General features: G+C 62.1%; 15 protein-coding genes and 2 pseudogenes. 6 read left to right on the top strand and 11 right to left on the bottom strand.

Annotated elements, in window-relative coordinates; translation table 11 throughout:
• Window positions 1-33: 33 nt before the first annotated feature.
• Both M8Q45_RS16255 and M8Q45_RS16250 read right to left on the bottom strand, forming a co-directional pair.
• A pseudogene (locus M8Q45_RS16255) lies at window positions 34-255 on the bottom strand (NCS1 family nucleobase:cation symporter-1); the annotation flags it as partial.
• Window positions 256-412: 157 nt separating this feature from the next.
• Complete coding sequence (locus M8Q45_RS16250) at window positions 413-1,156, bottom strand: phosphoadenylyl-sulfate reductase (RefSeq protein WP_134925194.1); 744 nt, start codon at window positions 1,154-1,156, stop codon at window positions 413-415.
• 174 nt (window positions 1,157-1,330) lie between these two features.
• Here M8Q45_RS16250 and thrH point away from each other — a divergent pair, with 174 nt between their 5' ends.
• Window positions 1,331-1,948, top strand: a complete 618-nt coding sequence (gene thrH, locus M8Q45_RS16245) for a bifunctional phosphoserine phosphatase/homoserine phosphotransferase ThrH (protein WP_249875582.1) — start codon at window positions 1,331-1,333, stop codon at window positions 1,946-1,948.
• A 145-nt stretch (window positions 1,949-2,093) separates the two neighbouring features.
• On the opposite strand, the gene pabB is transcribed toward thrH, so the two are convergent.
• The 4 genes from pabB to rloA all read right to left on the bottom strand — a co-directional run bounded on the left by pabB (window position 2,094) and on the right by rloA (window position 6,772).
• Window positions 2,094-3,437 (bottom strand): aminodeoxychorismate synthase component I, encoded by a 1,344-nt coding sequence (gene pabB / locus M8Q45_RS16240; protein WP_249875581.1) that lies wholly within the window; start codon window positions 3,435-3,437, stop codon window positions 2,094-2,096.
• A gap of 274 nt (window positions 3,438-3,711) precedes the next feature.
• Window positions 3,712-4,698, bottom strand: coding sequence for an alpha-L-glutamate ligase-like protein (locus M8Q45_RS16235; protein ID WP_249875580.1), 987 nt, complete (start codon window positions 4,696-4,698; stop codon window positions 3,712-3,714).
• On the bottom strand, window positions 4,698-6,230 hold the full coding sequence (gene rloB / locus M8Q45_RS16230; RefSeq protein ID WP_249875579.1) for an osmotic stress tolerance membrane protein RloB: 1,533 nt from the start codon (window positions 6,228-6,230) through the stop codon (window positions 4,698-4,700). The genes M8Q45_RS16235 and rloB overlap by 1 nt, the downstream gene beginning before the upstream one ends.
• 5 nt (window positions 6,231-6,235) lie before the next feature.
• On the bottom strand, window positions 6,236-6,772 hold the full coding sequence (gene rloA / locus M8Q45_RS16225; RefSeq protein WP_249875578.1) for a retropepsin-like aspartic peptidase RloA: 537 nt from the start codon (window positions 6,770-6,772) through the stop codon (window positions 6,236-6,238).
• Window positions 6,773-7,051: 279 nt separating this feature from the next.
• Between rloA and M8Q45_RS16220 the strand changes: the two genes are divergently transcribed.
• The 5 genes from M8Q45_RS16220 to prpF all read left to right on the top strand — a co-directional run bounded on the left by M8Q45_RS16220 (window position 7,052) and on the right by prpF (window position 13,950).
• Window positions 7,052-7,765 (top strand): GntR family transcriptional regulator, encoded by a 714-nt coding sequence (locus tag M8Q45_RS16220; RefSeq protein ID WP_030137800.1) that lies wholly within the window; start codon window positions 7,052-7,054, stop codon window positions 7,763-7,765.
• Complete coding sequence (gene prpB / locus M8Q45_RS16215; RefSeq protein ID WP_003204061.1) at window positions 7,762-8,652, top strand: methylisocitrate lyase; 891 nt, start codon at window positions 7,762-7,764, stop codon at window positions 8,650-8,652. The genes M8Q45_RS16220 and prpB overlap by 4 nt, the downstream gene beginning before the upstream one ends.
• 136 nt (window positions 8,653-8,788) lie before the next feature.
• Window positions 8,789-9,916, top strand: coding sequence for a bifunctional 2-methylcitrate synthase/citrate synthase (prpC, locus tag M8Q45_RS16210; RefSeq protein ID WP_249875577.1), 1,128 nt, complete (start codon window positions 8,789-8,791; stop codon window positions 9,914-9,916).
• A 196-nt stretch (window positions 9,917-10,112) separates the two neighbouring features.
• Window positions 10,113-12,704 carry a Fe/S-dependent 2-methylisocitrate dehydratase AcnD gene (gene acnD / locus M8Q45_RS16205; RefSeq protein ID WP_249875576.1) on the top strand — a complete coding sequence of 864 codons (2,592 nt, stop codon included), beginning with the start codon at window positions 10,113-10,115 and terminating at the stop codon, window positions 12,702-12,704.
• A 55-nt stretch (window positions 12,705-12,759) separates the two neighbouring features.
• A complete protein-coding gene (gene prpF / locus M8Q45_RS16200; RefSeq protein WP_249875575.1) occupies window positions 12,760-13,950 on the top strand; it encodes a 2-methylaconitate cis-trans isomerase PrpF in 1,191 nt (396 codons plus the stop codon).
• Between the two features lie 24 nt (window positions 13,951-13,974).
• Here prpF and M8Q45_RS16195 read toward each other — a convergent pair.
• The 5 genes and pseudogenes from M8Q45_RS16195 to M8Q45_RS16175 form a co-directional block, all read right to left on the bottom strand.
• Window positions 13,975-14,067 (bottom strand): annotated as a pseudogene (locus M8Q45_RS16195) (metal ABC transporter ATP-binding protein); the annotation flags it as partial.
• 9 nt (window positions 14,068-14,076) lie between these two features.
• Window positions 14,077-14,970 (bottom strand): metal ABC transporter substrate-binding protein, encoded by an 894-nt coding sequence (locus M8Q45_RS16190; protein ID WP_249875574.1) that lies wholly within the window; start codon window positions 14,968-14,970, stop codon window positions 14,077-14,079.
• Window positions 14,971-15,870: a metal ABC transporter permease gene (locus tag M8Q45_RS16185; RefSeq protein ID WP_249875573.1), complete on the bottom strand. Its 900-nt coding sequence runs from the start codon at window positions 15,868-15,870 to the stop codon at window positions 14,971-14,973. It abuts the gene before it with no gap.
• Window positions 15,870-16,622 carry a metal ABC transporter ATP-binding protein gene (locus M8Q45_RS16180; protein WP_249875572.1) on the bottom strand — a complete coding sequence of 251 codons (753 nt, stop codon included), beginning with the start codon at window positions 16,620-16,622 and terminating at the stop codon, window positions 15,870-15,872. The genes M8Q45_RS16185 and M8Q45_RS16180 overlap by 1 nt, the downstream gene beginning before the upstream one ends.
• On the bottom strand, window positions 16,619-17,548 hold the full coding sequence (locus tag M8Q45_RS16175; protein WP_249875571.1) for a metal ABC transporter substrate-binding protein: 930 nt from the start codon (window positions 17,546-17,548) through the stop codon (window positions 16,619-16,621). The genes M8Q45_RS16180 and M8Q45_RS16175 overlap by 4 nt, the downstream gene beginning before the upstream one ends.
• Between the last annotated feature and the right edge of the window lies 1 nt (window position 17,549).

Raw genomic sequence — 17,549 nt, 5'->3', positions numbered from 1 at the left:
GCGACCCGCACCGGTCGGGCCGCTTTCCCTGGGTTAATGGCTGATGTTATCCACAGCGATGGCTTCGCCGCTGACGTCCTCGTAATAGGCCTCGCGCTTGGCAATGATCAGGTACAACAGCCCTGCAATCGAAGCGCCAATCAGCCAGGAAAACGGCGAGATGCTGTCGAAACCGGGCACCAGCGCCAGGACAATCGCGATCAGCGCCGCCGGAATGAACGCCGTCACCGCACGCAGGTTGACCCCGTTGCTGTGGATCAATTGAACAGGTGTTTATTTTTGCGAGCGGCGGCGGGAGGGGTGGGTAAACGGGGCGGGAAGCAATGTGTAACTTTTAGGGGCAGTCACGAGATAGATGCACACAAAAAATGCCACCAGTGGTGACTTTTTTGTGTACATCTTCGGTCGACGCTTAAACGGATTTGGACTTGGCGATGATATTCCCGGCATGCAGCCCGCATTCTTTCTGCGTAGCTTCTTCCCACCACCAGCGACCTTCGCGCTCGTGCTGGTTCGGCAACACCGGGCGGGTGCAAGGCTCGCAGCCGATGCTGATAAAGCCGCGCTCATGCAGGCTGTTATAAGGCAGCTCGAGCATGCGGATATAACCCCAGACTTCTTCGCTGGTCATTTGCGACAGCGGGTTGAATTTGTACAGCGTACGCTCCGGGGTGGAAAACGCCGTGTCGATTTCCAATACCGCCACCTGGCTGCGGGTGCCAGGGCTCTGGTCGCGGCGCTGGCCGGTGGCCCAGGCGCGGACGTCGGTCAGCTTGCGCCGCAACGGCTCGATCTTGCGGATGCCGCAGCATTCGCCATGACCGTCCTTGTAGAAGCTGAACAGGCCTTTTTCCTTCACGAAGGGTTCAAGTTTCGTGTAGTCCGGCGACACCAGTTCGATGTCGATCTTGTAGTGCTCGCGCACCTGATCGATGAAGCGATAGGTTTCCGGGTGCAGGCGGCCGGTGTCGAGGCTGAACACCTTGACGTTCTTGTTCAGTTTCCAGGCCATGTCCACCAGCACCACGTCTTCGGCGCCACTGAAGGATATCCACAGGTCATCGCCGAATTCGGCGAAGGCCAGCTTGAGGATGTCCTGTGGGGACTTGTTGGCATAGGTCGTGGCGAGTTCCACGACGTCGAACGATGGGCTCATCAGGGCGGTTTCCTACAGGTCGGTGGCGCTGGGCGCTCTATAGGGGGCTGATGGTAACAAAAGCTGCCGGGACTGGCGCGTTCCTGTGCGTTGCGCGGGCTTCGACGAATGGCTAGAGTCGGCAGGCCTTTTTGTTCGCTCAACCGATAAACATCAGAAAAATGGGAGTGTCTTGTGGAAATTGCCTGTCTCGACCTGGAAGGTGTGCTGGTCCCGGAGATCTGGATCGCCTTCGCTGAAAAAACCGGGATTGAATCCCTCAGGGCAACCACTCGGGACATCCCCGACTACGACGTGCTGATGAAGCAACGGTTGCGCATCCTCGACGAACACGGCCTCAAGCTCTCCGATATCCAGGAGGTCATCGCCACCCTCAAGCCGCTGGACGGCGCTATCGAATTCGTCGACTGGCTGCGCGAGCGGTTCCAGGTGGTGATTCTGTCCGACACGTTCTACGAATTTTCCCAGCCATTGATGCGCCAGTTGGGCTTCCCGACATTGCTTTGCCATCGTTTGATCACTGATGACGGCGGGCGAGTGACCGGCTACCAGTTGCGTCAGAAAGATCCGAAGCGCCAGTCAGTCCTGGCCTTCAAGAGCCTGTATTACCGGGTGATTGCGGCGGGGGATTCCTACAATGACACCACGATGCTGGGCGAAGCCGACGCCGGCATCCTGTTCCATGCGCCTGAAAACGTGATCCGCGAGTTCCCGCAATTCCCGGCGGTGCATACGTTTGCCGAGTTGAAGCAGGAATTCATCAAGGCCTCGAGCCGCAATCTCAATCTGTAAACCACGCCGTTACTGTAGGCACAAAACCTGTGGGAGCGAGCTTGCTCGCGATAGCGGTGTATCAGTCAGCACAATGGCTGCTGACCCAACGCAATCGCGAGCAAGCTCGCTCCCACAGGGTTGTGTGTCAGGCCGGGGGGATTGTTCAGAGATTCTGCAAGGTTTCGAGCAACACCCGAACCTTGGTCATCGATTCCTGATACTCCGCCTCCCAATCCGAGTCCGCGACAATCCCGCCGCCGCCCCAGCAACACACCTGCCCATCCTTGACCAGCAAACTGCGGATGGCGATTGAGCTGTCCATTTCCCCGCGCACGTCCAGGTACAACAACGAGCCGCAATACAGCCCGCGTCGGGTCGGTTCGAGTTCGTCGATGATTTGCATGGCGCGGATTTTCGGCGCGCCGGTGATCGAGCCGCCGGGGAAGCTGCCGGCAATCAGGTCCAAGGCATCTTTTCCATCCGCCAGCTCGCCGGTCACGCTGCTGACCAAGTGATGCACATTGGGGTAGCTTTCCAGGCTGAACAGCTCCGGCACCCGCACCGAGCCGACACGGCACGTGCGGCCCAGGTCGTTGCGTAGCAGGTCGACGATCATCAGGTTTTCCGCCCGGTCCTTGGGGCTGGCCAGCAGCTCGGCGGCGTGGGCGGCGTCTTCGTCGGGCGTTGTGCCACGGGGCCGGGTGCCCTTGATCGGACGGGTTTCGACGTGGCCTTCGCTGACCTTGACGAAGCGCTCCGGCGACAGGCTCAACACCGCACCGCCTTCCGGCAGGCTTTGGAAGCCTGAGAACGGCGTCGGACACGCTGTCCGCAACGCCTGGTAAGCGGTCCAGGCATCGCCGTGGCATTGGGCGCGGAAGCGCTGGGCAAAGTTGACCTGGTAACAATCGCCGGCCTGGATATACGCCTGGATGCGTTCGAATGCCTGTCGATAGGCATCGGCGCTGAGGTCGGGTGCCATCGGGCCTGCAAGACTGAATGCGGTGGCAGGCGCTGCGGATGGCCGGCTGAATAGCTCGATCAGTCGTTGGCGTTCACTCTCGCCGCAATGGGGATGGAAGACCAATTGGCTGGTGCCGGCCTGGTGATCGGAGATCAGCGCCCAGTCGTACAGGCCGAAACGCGCGTCGGGCAATTGCAGATCATCTTGTGCCTGTGAGGGCAGGGCCTCGAGGTGTCGGCCGAAGTCGTAGCTCAAGTAGCCGATCAAGCCGCCGGCGAAGGGCAATTGCACCGCCGTCGGCAGTTCCGCGTGGCCCAGTTGCGTCAGATGCATCCGAAGACGTTGCAGGAAATCGCTGCCGGTTTCGTCAGGCCGTACCGCCAGTTGTTCCAGTGGCCAGGCGCTGAGCAGGTCGTAGCGTCCGCGTTCGGCACTTGGCCGGCCACTGTCGAGCAGGACGCTGCCAGGGGCATGGCGGATCGCCGCGAAATACTCGGCGGGGTTGGCGCGGTAGGGCAATGGGTGTACGGAGCAGGTTGGCATGGGCAGGGTGGGTCAGCCGTTCAGGCGGGGGAGCGATTGTAATCCCCTGTCGGATTTGCTCCTAGGGGGATGTCGGAGATGGGCACGTCTGGAAGGAACGACGATATCTGTGGCAAGGGAGCTTGCTCCCGCAGGATTGCGCCTGTAGGAGCTGACGAGCGAAGCGAGGCGGCGATCTTGTCCCGGACAATTGAGTCGCAAGCGAAAGATCAAGATCAAAAGATCGCAGGCTTCGCCAGCTCCTACAGAACCCGGCGGGAGCAAAGTTTAATGTTCACCCTTCAACCGGCGGAATATGCCCAAACAATTCCTGGGCAAACGCCACGCGCGCCTCCACGGTTTCGGTCACGCCGCGGGCCTTGAGTTCTTCCAGGTGGGCTTCCACCGCGTGGGTACGCAAGGTCAATCCGCAGTCGTTGGCGATCTGGATGTTCAGCCCCGGTCGGGCGTTCAGTTCCAGGATCAACGGACCTTTTTCCTGATCCAGCACCATGTCGACGCCGATGTAGCCCAGTCCGCACAATTCATAGCAACCGGCGGCCAGTTTCATGAAGCCGTCCCAATAGGGCAGTTGCACCCCGTCCACCGCGTTGGTGGTGTCGGGGTGCTTGGTGATGATGTTGTTCAGCCAGGTGCCGCGCAGGGTCAGGCCGGTGGCAAGGTCGACGCCCACGCCGATGGCGCCCTGGTGCAGGTTGGCCTTGCCGCCGGACTGACGGGTCGGCAAGCGCAGCATGGCCATCACCGGGTACCCCATCAGCACGATGATGCGGATGTCCGGCACGCCTTCGTAGCTGATGCTCTTGAAGATCTGGTCCGGGGTCACGCGGTATTCGATCAGCGCCCGGTCACGGTGCCCGCCCAAGGAATACAGGCCGGTGAGGATGCTGGAGACATGGTGCTCGATTTCCTCGTGGCTGATGATCTTGCCGGACACGGTGCGATAACGGCCTTCGAAGCGGTCGGCGATGACAATGATGCCATCGCCACCGGCGCCCTGGGCCGGCTTGATCACGAAGTCGGTACGCCCGCCGATGATCTCGTCGAGCTTGTCGATTTCCTTCTCGGTGGAGATCACTCCGTACAGCTCTGGCACATGGATGCCGGCGGCGATGGCCCGTTCCTTGGTGATGATCTTGTCATCGACGATGGGGTACAGGCTGCGCTTGTTGTACTTGAGCACGTAGTCGGCATTGCGCCGATTGATGCCCATGATGCCCCGGGCTTCCAGGGCCTTCCACGTCTTCCAGAAGCCGAACATCAGGAGTCAGCCTTGAGGAAGGCCTTGAACCGAACCAGCTCGGTCAGGCGGTAGCCGCGATAACGACCCATGGCCAGCATGAAGCCCACCAGGATCAGCAGGATCGCAGGGAAGGTGAACACGAAGTACACCAGCTCCGGCACGCTCATGATCAGATGCGCCAGGGATGCGGCGAACAAGGTGCCGATGGCGACTTTCATCGCATGGCCGCCGCCACGTTCTTCCCAGGTGATGGACAGGCGTTCGATGGTCATGGTCAGGATCACCATCGGGAACAGCGCCACCGACAAGCCGCGCTCCAGGCCCAGCTTATGGCTGAACAGGCTGATGGCGGCAATCAGCACCACCACGAACGTCAACACCACCGACAGCCTCGGCAGCATCTGCAGCTTGAGGTGTTCCAGGTAGGAACGCAGCGACAGGCCCAGCGCGGTGATGACCGTGAAGAGGATGATGCCGAAGCCCAGTTGGGTCTCGCGGAAGGCCAGGGCGATCAGTACCGGGGTGAAGGTGCCCAGGGTCTGCAGCCCGATCAGGTTGCGCAGCACCAGGATCACCAGCACGCCGATCGGGATCATCACCATGATCATGAAGGTCTGCTGGGTTTGCAGCGGCAAGCCGTAGAGCGAGTATTCAAGGAAGTTGGCGTCGGTGTTCTCGTCTGTCAGCTTGGCCAGGCGAATGGCGTTCATTTCGCTGTTGTTCATGCTGAAGGTGACGGTGGCTTTCTTGCCGCCATCGACGGTGATCAGGTTTTCATCACCGGTCCACCACAACAGGCGGTCGGTGGGCAGGCCCTGCTCGCCGGTGTCCGGGTTGAAATACAGCCAGTCGGTGCCGTTGAAACTGCGCAGCCACAGCTCGGGCATCTGCGGTTGGTCGGCGACCAGGCGGATGGTGTGGACTTTTTCCACCGGCACGTGGGCGATGGACAACACCAGTTCGACGATCCGTGCCTTGTTGCTTGAAGACGGATCACCGGCGAGCAACAACTTGACGTTGTCGTCGTTGAGGTTATTGACCCGCTTGATCGCTTCGCTGATGAACGTCTCGACGTCGGCCGAGTGCTGGCGGATCGGCGCGAGCAATGCTTCGGCGGCGAGTTTTTCCGGGCCTTCGACGGCGATGCTGTCGCGGAACGTCGGGCCCTTGACCTTGGTTTTTTCGGCGCTGTAGCGCTTGGTCAGCACCAGGCGGTAATACAGCGTCTGGTTGCCTTTGGCGCGACGGGCCGACCAGGTCACCTTGCGATTGCCGTCGACCCGGTTCACCGCCACGCCGTAATTGTTGGAAATGAAACTCTCGTTGAGGCTCACGTAGTCGCGGCTCAAGGGCGGCACGAACATCTGGATCTTCACCGGGTCCTTGGCGTTGGGCACGAATTCGACCTTGGCGTCGATGTTCCACAAATCGTCGGTGGCGTCTTCGGTGACCGGGATGCCGAGCACGAAAATCTGATAGGCCGTCACCGACAGGCCCAGTATCACCAGGATGGCGATCAGCATTTTCAGATGGAGGGTAAGGGAGCGCATTGGAATTACTCTGCGGTATGAGCGGCATTGGCGCAGGCGGGTTTGCCGGCAGCGTATTTGAGACTGGGGTCGACCAGCGCGTCGAAACGCTTGAGCGCTTCGGAGCCGATCAGCAACGGGTATTGGAAGGCGCTGCGGTCGGTCAGGTTCACTTCGATGCTGCGCAGGGCCGAGCCCATGCAGATGTCCAGTTCAATGACCGGCCGGGCCGTGTATTTCTTGCCTTCTTCCGGGTCGTAGTCACCGGCGCGGCGCTTGATCTTGCTGACACGGGCCAGCGGGCGTTCGATGGGGTGCGAGTGGGCGGCGTCGATGGCCAGGTAGAAACGCACCCAGGATTCGCCATTGCGCTTGAAGCGCTTGATGTCGCGGGCGCTGAGGGAGGCGGTCTTGGCGCCAGTGTCGAGCTTGGCGGCGACTTCCAGGTCGATGCCCTGCAGCGCGGCGTATTCGTTGAGGCCGTACACGGTTTTTTCGCCCGCCACGGCAAGCGCCGGCAGGCACATGAAATACAGAGCGGCAGAAAAGGGCTTGAGTGTCATAGATCCTGGTGCGCAGCGTTCCGTTTATCGGTTCAGGCCCTGGCATTGCTGCACAAGCTCCCTGGGCAGCCTTCCCTATAAAAGGAGAGCGGCAAATCGCGCGGCATTCTAGCACGGTGGTTTTCTGACGCCACCGTTGCCCGGACGCTGGGCGGCGCCATTCGCCCGGTTATGGCGCAAGCGCTTATTAGACGATTGTCGACAATGTTGAATTTTCTTTTGACGTATGGCGGGTTGTTGGTTAGTTTTTGCCATATTGAATTTCAAGGTGTCGACAATATGCTCGATCAGCTCGAAACACCGCTGATGGCTCAAGACGATTCGGAGACGCTGTCCGAGAACGTCTTCCGGCGTATCCAGGCCGCCATCGTCAAAGGCGAGATCGCCCCCGGCAGCAAGATCTCCGAGCCCGAGCTGGCGCGGACCTACGGCATCAGCCGCGGGCCGCTACGCGAGGCGATCCATCGCCTGGAAGGCCAGCGCTTGTTGGTGCGTGTGCCCCACGTCGGTGCCCGGGTGGTTTCGCTCAGTCACGCCGAATTGCTCGAACTGTACGAGATCCGTGAGTCCCTGGAGGGCATGGCTTGCCGTTTGGCGGCCGAGCGCATGACGATCGAGGAAATCGACGAGCTGCGTCATGTCCTCGAAACCCATGAACGCGATGCGGCGTTCCAGGCCGGTGTCGGCTATTACCAGCAGGAAGGCGATTTCGACTTTCATTACCGGATCATCCAGGGCAGCGGCAACCGCACCCTGACGCAGATGCTTTGCGGCGAGCTATACCAATTGGTGCGCATGTACCGCATCCAGTTTTCCACCACGCCCAACCGTCCGCGCCAGGCCTTCGCCGAGCACCACCGGATTCTCGATGCCATCGCCGACCGTGACGGTGAACTGGCTGAATTATTGATGCGCCGGCACATCGGCGCTTCCAAACGCAACATCGCGCGTCATTTCCAGGACAGCGCCGCCACTGAACGAGGTGAGTCATGAGTTCCAGCAAGAGCACGCCAGGCCAGCGTTTCCGCGACGCCGTCGCCACCGAGCATCCGCTGCAAGTGGTCGGCACCATCAACGCCAACCACGCGCTGCTGGCCAAGCGCGCCGGTTTCAAGGCGATCTACCTGTCGGGTGGCGGCGTCGCGGCGGGTTCCCTCGGCGTACCGGACCTGGGCATCACCGGCCTGGATGACGTGCTGACCGACGTGCGCCGCATCACCGACGTCTGCGACCTGCCGCTGCTGGTGGACGTGGACACCGGTTTTGGTTCCTCGGCCTTCAACGTGGCGCGCACGGTCAAGTCGATGATCAAGTTCGGCGCGGCGGCGATTCATATTGAAGACCAGGTCGGCGCCAAGCGTTGCGGCCACCGTCCGAACAAGGAAATTGTCTCGCAGCAGGAAATGGTCGACCGCATCAAGGCCGCCGTCGATGCCCGCACCGATGACAGTTTCGTGATCATGGCGCGCACCGACGCGTTGGCGGTGGAAGGTTTGGAATCGGCGCTTGACCGCGCCGCCGCATGCATCGAGGCCGGTGCCGACATGATTTTCCCCGAGGCCATCACCGAGCTTGAGATGTACAAGTTGTTCGCCAGCCGCGTAAAGGCGCCGATCCTGGCCAACATCACCGAATTCGGCGCGACCCCGCTGTACACCACCGAACAACTCGCCGGGGCCGACGTGTCCCTGGTGCTGTACCCGCTGTCGGCCTTCCGGGCCATGAACAAGGCGGCCGAGAACGTCTACACCGCGATCCGTCGCGACGGTACGCAACAGAATGTCATCGACACCATGCAGACCCGCATGGAGCTTTACGATCGCATCGACTACCACACCTTCGAGCAGAAGCTCGATGCGTTGTTCGCGGCGAAAAAATGAACAGGTCGCAGCCTCGCTTCGCTCGGCAACGCCTACGCGGCCCCACTCTGTAGGCGCTGTGTAGGAGCTGCCGAGTGCAACGAGGCTGCGATCTTTTCCCCCCATTCTCTACAAATCTAAAAACTGGAGACAGCAAATGGCCGAAGCAAAAGTACTCAGTGGCGCCGGACTCCGTGGCCAGGTGGCCGGGCAGACCGCATTGTCCACCGTAGGCCAGTCGGGCGCCGGCCTGACCTATCGCGGCTACGACGTTCGCGACCTGGCGGCAGATGCACAATTTGAAGAAGTGGCCTACCTGCTGCTGTACGGCGAGCTGCCAACCCAGGCCCAGCTGGACGCCTACACCGCTAAGTTGCGCCAGTTGCGCGACCTGCCCCAAGCCTTGAAAGAAGTGCTGGAGCGCATTCCCGCCGACGCCCACCCGATGGACGTGATGCGCACCGGCTGCTCGTTCCTGGGCAACCTGGAACCCGAGCAGGATTTCTCCCAGCAGCACGACAAGACCGATCGCCTGCTGGCCGCGTTCCCGGCGATCATGTGCTACTGGTATCGCTTCAGCCATGAAGGCCAGCGCATCGAATGCGTGACCGACGAAGTGTCCATCGGCGGCCACTTCCTGCACCTGCTGCACGGCAGGAAACCGAGCGAGCTGCACGTCAAGGTGATGAACGTGTCGCTGATCCTCTACGCCGAGCATGAATTCAACGCCTCGACCTTCACCGCCCGGGTTTGCGCCTCCACCTTGTCGGACCTGTTTTCCTGCATCACCGCGGCCATCGGCTCGTTGCGCGGCCCGCTGCATGGCGGCGCCAACGAGGCGGCGATGGAAATGATCGAGCGCTTCAGCTCTGCGCAGGAAGCCATCGAAGGCACCCTCGGCATGCTGGCGCGCAAGGACAAGATCATGGGCTTCGGCCACGCGATCTATAAGGACAACGACCCACGCAACGAGGTGATCAAGGGCTGGTCGAAAAAGCTCGCCGACGAAGTGGGCGACACGGTGCTGTTCCCGGTCTCCGAAGCCATCGACAAGACCATGTGGGAGCAGAAGAAACTGTTCCCCAACGCCGATTTCTACCATGCCTCGGCGTACCACTTCATGGGCATCCCGACCAAGTTGTTCACGCCGATCTTCGTCTGTTCGCGCCTGACCGGCTGGGCCGCCCACGTGTTCGAACAACGCGCCAACAACCGCATCATCCGACCGAGCGCCGAATACACCGGCGTCGAACAGCGCAAGTTCGTGCCAATCGAACAACGCTGAGCTGGAGGGTTCTAGCCGCCGGAACTGGATACCCCCGAAACGCTGTGGGAGCGAGCCTGCTCGCGAATACGCACTGACATTCAACATCGATGTCGACTGATATACCGCATTCGCGAGCAAACTCGCTCCCACAGGGGCCGGGGGTAGTCCAGGACTGGCGAACCCCTCTGAAACCACCGTGACCCGAGTCCTGACGATGAACACAGAATTTCGCAAACCGCTGCCCGGCACTTCGCTGGATTATTTCGACGTTCGCGGCGCAATCGAGGCCATCCGCCCCGGTGCCTATGACGGCCTGCCGTACACTTCTCGCGTATTGGCGGAAAACCTCGTGCGCCGCTGCGACCCGGCCACGCTGCGCGAGTCGCTGCTGCAACTGATCGAGCGCAAGCGCGACCTGGATTTCCCATGGTTCCCGGCGCGGGTGGTGTGCCACGACATTCTCGGCCAGACCGCCCTGGTGGACCTCGCCGGCCTGCGCGACGCCATCGCCCAGCAAGGTGGCGACCCGGCGCAGGTCAACCCGGTGGTGCCGACCCAACTGATCGTCGACCACTCGCTGGCGGTGGAAAGCGCCGGTTTCGATCCCCAGGCCTTCGCCAAGAACCGCGCCATCGAAGACCGCCGCAACGAAGACCGTTTCCACTTCATCAACTGGACCAAGAAAGCCTTCAAGAACGTCGATGTGATTCCGCCGGGCAACGGGATCATGCATCAGATCAACCTGGAAAAAATGTCGCCGGTGATCCAGCAACGGGACGGCGTGGCCTTCCCAGATACCTGCGTGGGCACCGATAGCCACACGCCCCACGTCGATGCCCTGGGCGTGATCGCCATCGGCGTTGGTGGCCTGGAAGCCGAAAGCGTCATGCTTGGCCGCGCATCGTGGATGCGCCTGCCAGAAATCGTCGGCGTCGAACTGACCGGCAAATTGCAACCGGGCATCACCGCCACCGACATGGTGCTGGCGCTGACTGAGTTCCTGCGCAAGCAGAAAGTCGTGGGGGCGTGGCTGGAGTTCTTCGGCGAAGGCGCCAGCGCCCTGACCTTGGGCGACCGGGCAACCATTTCCAACATGGCTCCGGAATACGGCGCCACTGCAGCGATGTTTCATATCGACCAACAGACAATCGATTACCTGAAGCTCACCGGTCGCGAAGACACCCAGGTGCAGTTGGTGGAAACCTACGCCAAGCATGTGGGCCTGTGGGCCGACAGCCTCAAGGGCGCACAGTATGAGCGCGGCCTGACCTTCGACCTGTCGTCGGTGGTGCGCAACATGGCAGGTCCCAGCAACCCCCACGCCCGTGTCGCGGTGTCGGATCTGGCCGCCAAAGGCATCTCCGGCCAGTGGGACGATGTGCCAGGGCAAATGCCTGACGGCGCGGTGATCATCGCCGCCATCACCAGTTGCACCAACACCAGCAACCCGCGCAACGTCATCGCCGCTGGCCTGCTGGCGCGCAACGCCAACCGCCTGGGCCTGGCGCGCAAGCCGTGGGTCAAGTCGTCCCTGGCGCCGGGTTCGAAAACCGTGGCGCTGTACCTGGATGAAGCCGGCCTGACGAGCGAACTCGAGACGCTGGGCTTCGGTGTGGTGGCGTTTGCCTGCACCACGTGTAACGGCATGTCCGGCGCGCTGGATCCGGTGATCCAACAGGAGATCATCGACCGCGACCTGTACGCCACCGCCGTGTTGTCGGGCAACCGCAACTTCGATGGGCGGATCCATCCGTACGCCAAACAGGCGTTCCTGGCGTCGCCACCGCTGGTGGTCGCTTATGCCATCGCCGGGACCATCCGCTTCGACATCGAGAAGGATGTGCTGGGCGTGGTGGACGGTCGCGAGATTCGCCTCAAGGACATCTGGCCGAGCGATGAAGAAATCGAAGCGGTGGTGAAGGCGTCGGTGAAGCCGGAGCAGTTCCGCCAGGTCTACATCCCGATGTTCGCCATCCAGGAAGACACCGGCCCGAAAGTCACGCCGCTGTACGACTGGCGCCCGCAAAGCACCTATATCCGTCGCCCGCCGTATTGGGAAGGTGCGTTGGCCGGTGCGCGACCGCTCAAGGGCATGCGCCCGCTGGCGGTGCTGCCGGACAACATCACCACCGATCACTTGTCGCCGTCCAACGCCATCATGCTGGACAGTGCCGCCGGGGAATACCTGGCGAAAATGGGCCTGCCGGAAGAGGACTTCAACTCCTACGCGACCCACCGTGGCGACCACCTGACCGCGCAGCGCGCCACCTTCGCCAACCCGAAACTGTTCAACGAAATGGTCGTCGAGAACGGCAAGGTCAAGCAGGGCTCCCTGGCTCGGGTCGAGCCGGAAGGCAAGGTCATGCGCATGTGGGAAGCCATCGAAACCTACATGGAGCGTAAGCAGCCGCTGATCATCATTGCCGGCGCCGACTACGGCCAGGGCTCGTCCCGCGACTGGGCCGCCAAGGGCGTGCGCCTGACCGGTGTCGAGGCGATCGCTGCCGAAGGTTTCGAGCGCATCCATCGCACCAACCTGGTGGGCATGGGCGTGTTGCCGCTGGAGTTCAAGCCCGGTACCGATCGCAAGACCCTGGGTATCGACGGCAGCGAAATCTATGACGTGATCGGCGAGCGCACCCCGCGGGCAACACTGACCCTGGTGATCACTCGCAAGAACGGCGAGCGCGTCGAAGTGCCGGTGACCTGCCGCCTCGATACCGCCGAAGAAGTGTCGATCTACGAAGCCGGGGGCGTGTTGCAACGCTTTGCCCAGGACTTCCTCGAATCGTCGGTCGCCGTTTAAATCGCTTGGGCGGTCAGTTTTCTGGCCACCCATTTTTTTTCAGGAGTTAGAGCACATGGCTCACTCGCCTCAAATCAAGATCCCCGCGACCTACATGCGGGGCGGCACCAGCAAAGGCGTGTTCTTCAGCCTGCAAGACCTGCCCGAAGCCGCCCGCGTCCCCGGCCCGGCCCGGGATGCCCTGTTGTTGCGGGTGATTGGCAGCCCCGACCCGTACGAAAAGCAGATCGATGGCATGGGCGGCGCGACGTCCAGTACCAGCAAGACGGTGATCCTGTCCAAGAGCACCCGGGCCGACCACGATGTCGATTACCTGTTCGGCCAGGTGTCCATCGACAAGCCGTTCGTGGACTGGAGCGGCAACTGCGGCAACCTGTCGGCCGCGGTGGGGGCGTTTGCCATCGGCAGCGGTTTGGTGGATGCCAGCCGTATTCCGCAAAACGGCGTGGCCGTGGTGCGGATCTGGCAGGCCAACATTGGCAAGACCATCATCGCCCATGTGCCGATCACCGACGGCGCGGTGCAGGAAACCGGTGACTTCGAGCTCGACGGCGTGACGTTTCCGGCGGCTGAAGTACAGCTGGAATTCATGGACCCGGCGGCCGAGGAGGAGGGCGGTGGTGGCTCGATGTTCCCCACCGGCAACCTGGTGGATGGCTTGGAAGTGCCCGGTGTTGGCACTTTGAAGGCGACGCTGATCAACGCTGGGATCCCGACGATTTTCATCGATGCTCGCGATGTGGGCTATACCGGCACCGAGTTGCAAGGCGCTATCAACGGCGATCCCAAGGCGTTGGCGATGTTCGAAACCATCCGCGCCCACGGTGCCTTGCGCATGGGCTTGATCAAGCACCTGGACGAAGCCGCCCAGCGCCAGCACACACCCAAAGTCGCGTTTGTCGCGCCGCCGGCCGATTACGTTTCGTCCAGCGGAAAAGCCGTGGCGGCTGGCGACGTCGATTTGCTGGTGCGGGCGCTGTCCATGGGCAAGCTGCATCACGCCATGATGGGCACCGCCGCCGTCGCCATCGGCACTGCCGCGGCGATTTCCGGCACCTTGGTGAATCTGGCTGCCGGCGGTATCGAGCGCAACGCCGTGCGTTTCGGCCACCCGTCCGGCACCCTGCGCGTCGGCGCCGAGGCCAGCCAGGTCAATGGTGAATGGACCGTGAAAAAAGCCATCATGAGCCGCAGTGCGCGGGTGTTGATGGAAGGGTTCGTGCGGGTGCCGGGGGATGTCCTCTAACTCGATGCTTCAGAAATAACACAAAACCTGTGGGAGCGAGCTTGCTCGCGAAAGCGGTGTGTCAGCTGACAACAATGTTGACTGTGCCGACGCTTTCGCGAGCAGGCTCGCTCCCACAAGGAGCTGTCAGTCTACTGTCAGAGCAGTGACGACCAGCCCGACATTACTTTCCAGCTCCGCGACCGGGTCGGTGCCATCGGTGCTCAGCACCAACAATTGTCTACCGCTCTCGGTTATGGCCGCTTTCACAGCTTCCGACGGTTGGCGGTGATGCAGCACCAGCGCGACGTCGTTCTCTTTCAATGCAGTCGCCAACTGTTTGAGGGCTTCGGGTGTCCACTCGGTGTCAGGGCGGGCGTCGGTGCTGATGCCATCCAGATTCAATCCACTGATCAAGTAACCGAAATGCTCGCTCAGGCTGACTACGCTCAGGTTGTCGGCGCTGGCGAGGCGTTTTTCGCTGTCGGCGCTGAGCTGGAGCAGGCGCTGCTTGATGGCCGCCAGGTTGGCGTCGATTTTCGCTTTGTCCGCCGGGGCCAGGCGCACCAGGTCGGCGGCGATCACGTCGGCCATGCGCCCCAGGTTATGGCTGGCCATCCACGGCTGGCTCGCCAACCCATCGGCCATGCCCGGTTGCACGGCGATACCGGGCAGGGCACCGTCCACCGGGCGCGCGGCGTCAACTTCGACGATGCGGATATTGCTGCGCCGAGCCATGGGGTACAGCGGATCGTCTGGCCATAACGAGCGCAGGCCGATCACGGCGTCGGCCTCGCGGGCCAGTTTGTTCAGGGCCGGCGCGCCACGACCACTGAAGTAGGCGCTCAGGCGGGTGCCGGGCAGATTGTCCGGCGCCGCTCGTTCCAAGCCCACCTCGGTACCCTTGAGCAAGGCTTCGCCCAATCCATAGGTGACCGGCAGTGACGCCAGCAGACGGACCTTTTCGGCGGCGAATGACGAGGTGACGGCCACGCCGCACAACGCAACGGCCAGGGTCAGTTGTCGCAATGAAAAAACCATTTATCCAAGATTCCCTTTGAGGCTGGGGACGACGCCACGGGCGATGGCGCTCAGGGCGAAGGCGATGCCGGCTACCAGAATGATCGCGGCACCGGACGGGATCGGCAGGTCGAACACAATCGGCGCGAGAATCCCGCACAAGGTACTGACAGTGGCGATCAGCACCGAGCACCAGAAAAAGCCTTTCAACGATTGGCTGAGCAGGCGCGCCGCTGCCGCCGGAATCACCAGCAATGCCCCCACCAGGATGGCGCCGATGACTTTCACCGCCGCCACGGTGATCAATGTCACCAGGACCACGAACAGGTAGTCCAGAGTCTTGACCGCCACCCCGCGCACCGCTGCCAGTTGCGGGTTGAAGCTGGCGAGCATGATGCGGTTGTACAGCGGCAAGGCCAGCGCCATCACCAACGAGCCGACCACTGCGAGTACCAGCAGGTCATTGCCGTTGACCGTGAGCACCGAGCCGAACAGCACGTTCTCCAGGATGTGCACGTTGATTTTGCCCGCCAGGATCAACAGCAAGCTCGCGCCCAAGGCCAGGGATACCGAGAGAAAGACGCCGATCAATGTGTCCGGCGCCAGGCCGGTGCGGTTGCGCAGGTAATTGAGCAGGATGCCGAACAGCAGGCAATAGCCGAACAGGCTGCCGTACGGTCCGGTATAGGGTTCGCCGAGCAGGATGCCAACGGCCACGCCCGTCAGTGCGGCATGGCCCACCGCTTCGGAGAAAAACGCGAAGCGCTTGACCACCACCAGCGTGCCGAGGCCGCCCAGCACCGGGCCGATCAACAGCCCGGCCAGCAACGCATTGACCACAAAACCGTAGGCCAACGCCTCAGGCAAGTAACCGGCTGACGCCCAGCCCTGCACCATCAAGCGAAAGGCTTCATAACTCATCAGGTCGCGCTCCCGTTCGTGCGTGGATGGGTGGAAAACAGCGTCAGCAGTCGCTCCGGGGTCAGGGTCTGGCGTGGCGGGCCGTCGAACAGCACGCGGCGATTCAGGCCGGTGACTCGGTCGGCCAGGCGTCCGACGGCTTCCAGGTCGTGTTCGATCCACAGCACGGTGATCCCAGCCTGGCGCCAGTCCTGCAGCAACCGTTCGAACACCTGGATGCCGGCCTCGTCGAGGGCTGACATCGGTTCGTCCAGCACCAGCAGTTGTGGTGAGGGAATCAGGCCCTGGGCGAGCAATACCCGCTGGCGCTCGCCGCCCGACAGCGCGCCCATGCGTCGCTTGCGCTTGTCCTGCATGCCGACCCGATCCAGGGCTCGGCCAATGGCCCCCGCGTAATGTTTGCTCACGCCGAGAAAGGCTGGCCGTCGCTGACACATCGCCGCCATGAAATCATCGACCGTCATGGGCAGGCCCCGGTCGAACTCCAATGCCTGGGGGACGTAGCCGATGACGCCGGGCCCACCTGGCCATTGCAAGCTCAGGCGTCCCAGGTGTGGCATTTGCCCGAGCAAGGTCTTGATCAGCGAACTCTTGCCGCCGCCGTTGGGGCCGACCAAGGCATGGACGCTGCCGGGTTGCACCTGGAAACCCACGTTGTCGAGAATCGTGGTGCGCCCCAGCTCAAGGCTGATGTCGGCGAACTCGATCAACGGACCGGCCGGTCGCTGGATAAGGGTTTGCTGCACGGTCATGCGCCGGACTCCTGGATCGCACGGACCACGGTGTCGAGGTTGCCGGTCATCTCCTTTTCGTATTTCTCGGCGCTGTATTCACCGTAGGAAATGTGCGAGAGCGGGTACAGCTTTACGCCCGACTCACGCTGGATGGTGTCGACGTAGGTGGAGGGAAAATCCATCTCCGAGAAGATCACTTTCACATCCAGCTCGCGCAGTTGGTCGATGGTCTTTTTCAGCTGGCTGGGGCTCGGCTCGATGCCGTGGGCCGGTTCGACCACGGCGGTTACTTCCAGGCCGAATTCGCGCAGCAGGTAATCGTAGGCGGCATGGACCGTGGCGACTCGCAGCTCGGCATTCGGTGCCTGGGTCAGCTTGGCCAGGGCGCCGGCGCGCATCTGCCGCAGGCGCTTGCCGTAGGCGCGGGCGTTTTGCGTGTAGGTCTTGGCGTTGTCCGGGTCGAGCTTGCCCAGCTCCCGGGCGATATTGTTGACCTGGGCAATGGAGGCGCTGATGGACAGGAAGGTGTGCGGGTTGACGACCTTGCCCGCGCCCCGGGCGGCAGTGCCGGTGGCGGCCAGCAAGGGCACGTTTTCGTTGGCTTCGACGACCTTCACGTCCGGCGTTTCGCTGGCAGCGATCATGCGGTCGGCGAAATCGTCATGGCCGACGCCGTTGAGCACGATCACATCCAGGCCGCTGATGCGCTTGATGTCTTCGGCCCTGGGCTCGTAGGCGTGGGGGTTGAAACCGGCCGGGATCAGCGGCACCACTTCAGCCTTGTCGCCGACGATATTCGCTACATAGCTGTAATAGGGATGCAAGGTGATGCCGATGCGCAGGCGCTTGGCTGTATCGGCGTTCACCTGTGATGTGAACAGGCAGGCGAGCAGGCCGATTAACAGCAGGCGCAGCAAGGGGCGGCGTTGGGAGGCGATAGGCATG

This window comes from Pseudomonas sp. T1.Ur, assembly GCF_023516725.1.
Lineage (GTDB): Bacteria > Pseudomonadota > Gammaproteobacteria > Pseudomonadales > Pseudomonadaceae > Aquipseudomonas > Aquipseudomonas alvandae.
The sequence above is the reverse complement of the archived record's forward strand: the minus strand, read 5'-3'. Positions and strand labels throughout refer to the sequence as shown.

What these genes read in the sequence shown, in the direction of transcription:
- M8Q45_RS16250 (WP_134925194.1), bottom strand. Translation starts at nt 1,156, where the DNA reads ATGAGCCCATCGTTCGACGTCGTGGAACTCGCCACGACCTATGCCAAC.
- pabB (WP_249875581.1), bottom strand. Translation starts at nt 3,437, where the DNA reads ATGCCAACCTGCTCCGTACACCCATTGCCCTACCGCGCCAACCCCGCC.
- M8Q45_RS16235 (WP_249875580.1), bottom strand. Translation starts at nt 4,698, where the DNA reads ATGTTCGGCTTCTGGAAGACGTGGAAGGCCCTGGAAGCCCGGGGCATC.
- rloB (WP_249875579.1), bottom strand. Translation starts at nt 6,230, where the DNA reads ATGCGCTCCCTTACCCTCCATCTGAAAATGCTGATCGCCATCCTGGTG.
- rloA (WP_249875578.1), bottom strand. Translation starts at nt 6,772, where the DNA reads ATGACACTCAAGCCCTTTTCTGCCGCTCTGTATTTCATGTGCCTGCCG.
- M8Q45_RS16220 (WP_030137800.1), top strand. Translation starts at nt 7,052, where the DNA reads ATGCTCGATCAGCTCGAAACACCGCTGATGGCTCAAGACGATTCGGAG.
- prpB (WP_003204061.1), top strand. Translation starts at nt 7,762, where the DNA reads ATGAGTTCCAGCAAGAGCACGCCAGGCCAGCGTTTCCGCGACGCCGTC.
- prpC (WP_249875577.1), top strand. Translation starts at nt 8,789, where the DNA reads ATGGCCGAAGCAAAAGTACTCAGTGGCGCCGGACTCCGTGGCCAGGTG.
- acnD (WP_249875576.1), top strand. Translation starts at nt 10,113, where the DNA reads ATGAACACAGAATTTCGCAAACCGCTGCCCGGCACTTCGCTGGATTAT.
- prpF (WP_249875575.1), top strand. Translation starts at nt 12,760, where the DNA reads ATGGCTCACTCGCCTCAAATCAAGATCCCCGCGACCTACATGCGGGGC.
- M8Q45_RS16190 (WP_249875574.1), bottom strand. Translation starts at nt 14,970, where the DNA reads ATGGTTTTTTCATTGCGACAACTGACCCTGGCCGTTGCGTTGTGCGGC.
- M8Q45_RS16185 (WP_249875573.1), bottom strand. Translation starts at nt 15,870, where the DNA reads ATGAGTTATGAAGCCTTTCGCTTGATGGTGCAGGGCTGGGCGTCAGCC.
- M8Q45_RS16180 (WP_249875572.1), bottom strand. Translation starts at nt 16,622, where the DNA reads ATGACCGTGCAGCAAACCCTTATCCAGCGACCGGCCGGTCCGTTGATC.
- M8Q45_RS16175 (WP_249875571.1), bottom strand. Translation starts at nt 17,548, where the DNA reads ATGCCTATCGCCTCCCAACGCCGCCCCTTGCTGCGCCTGCTGTTAATC.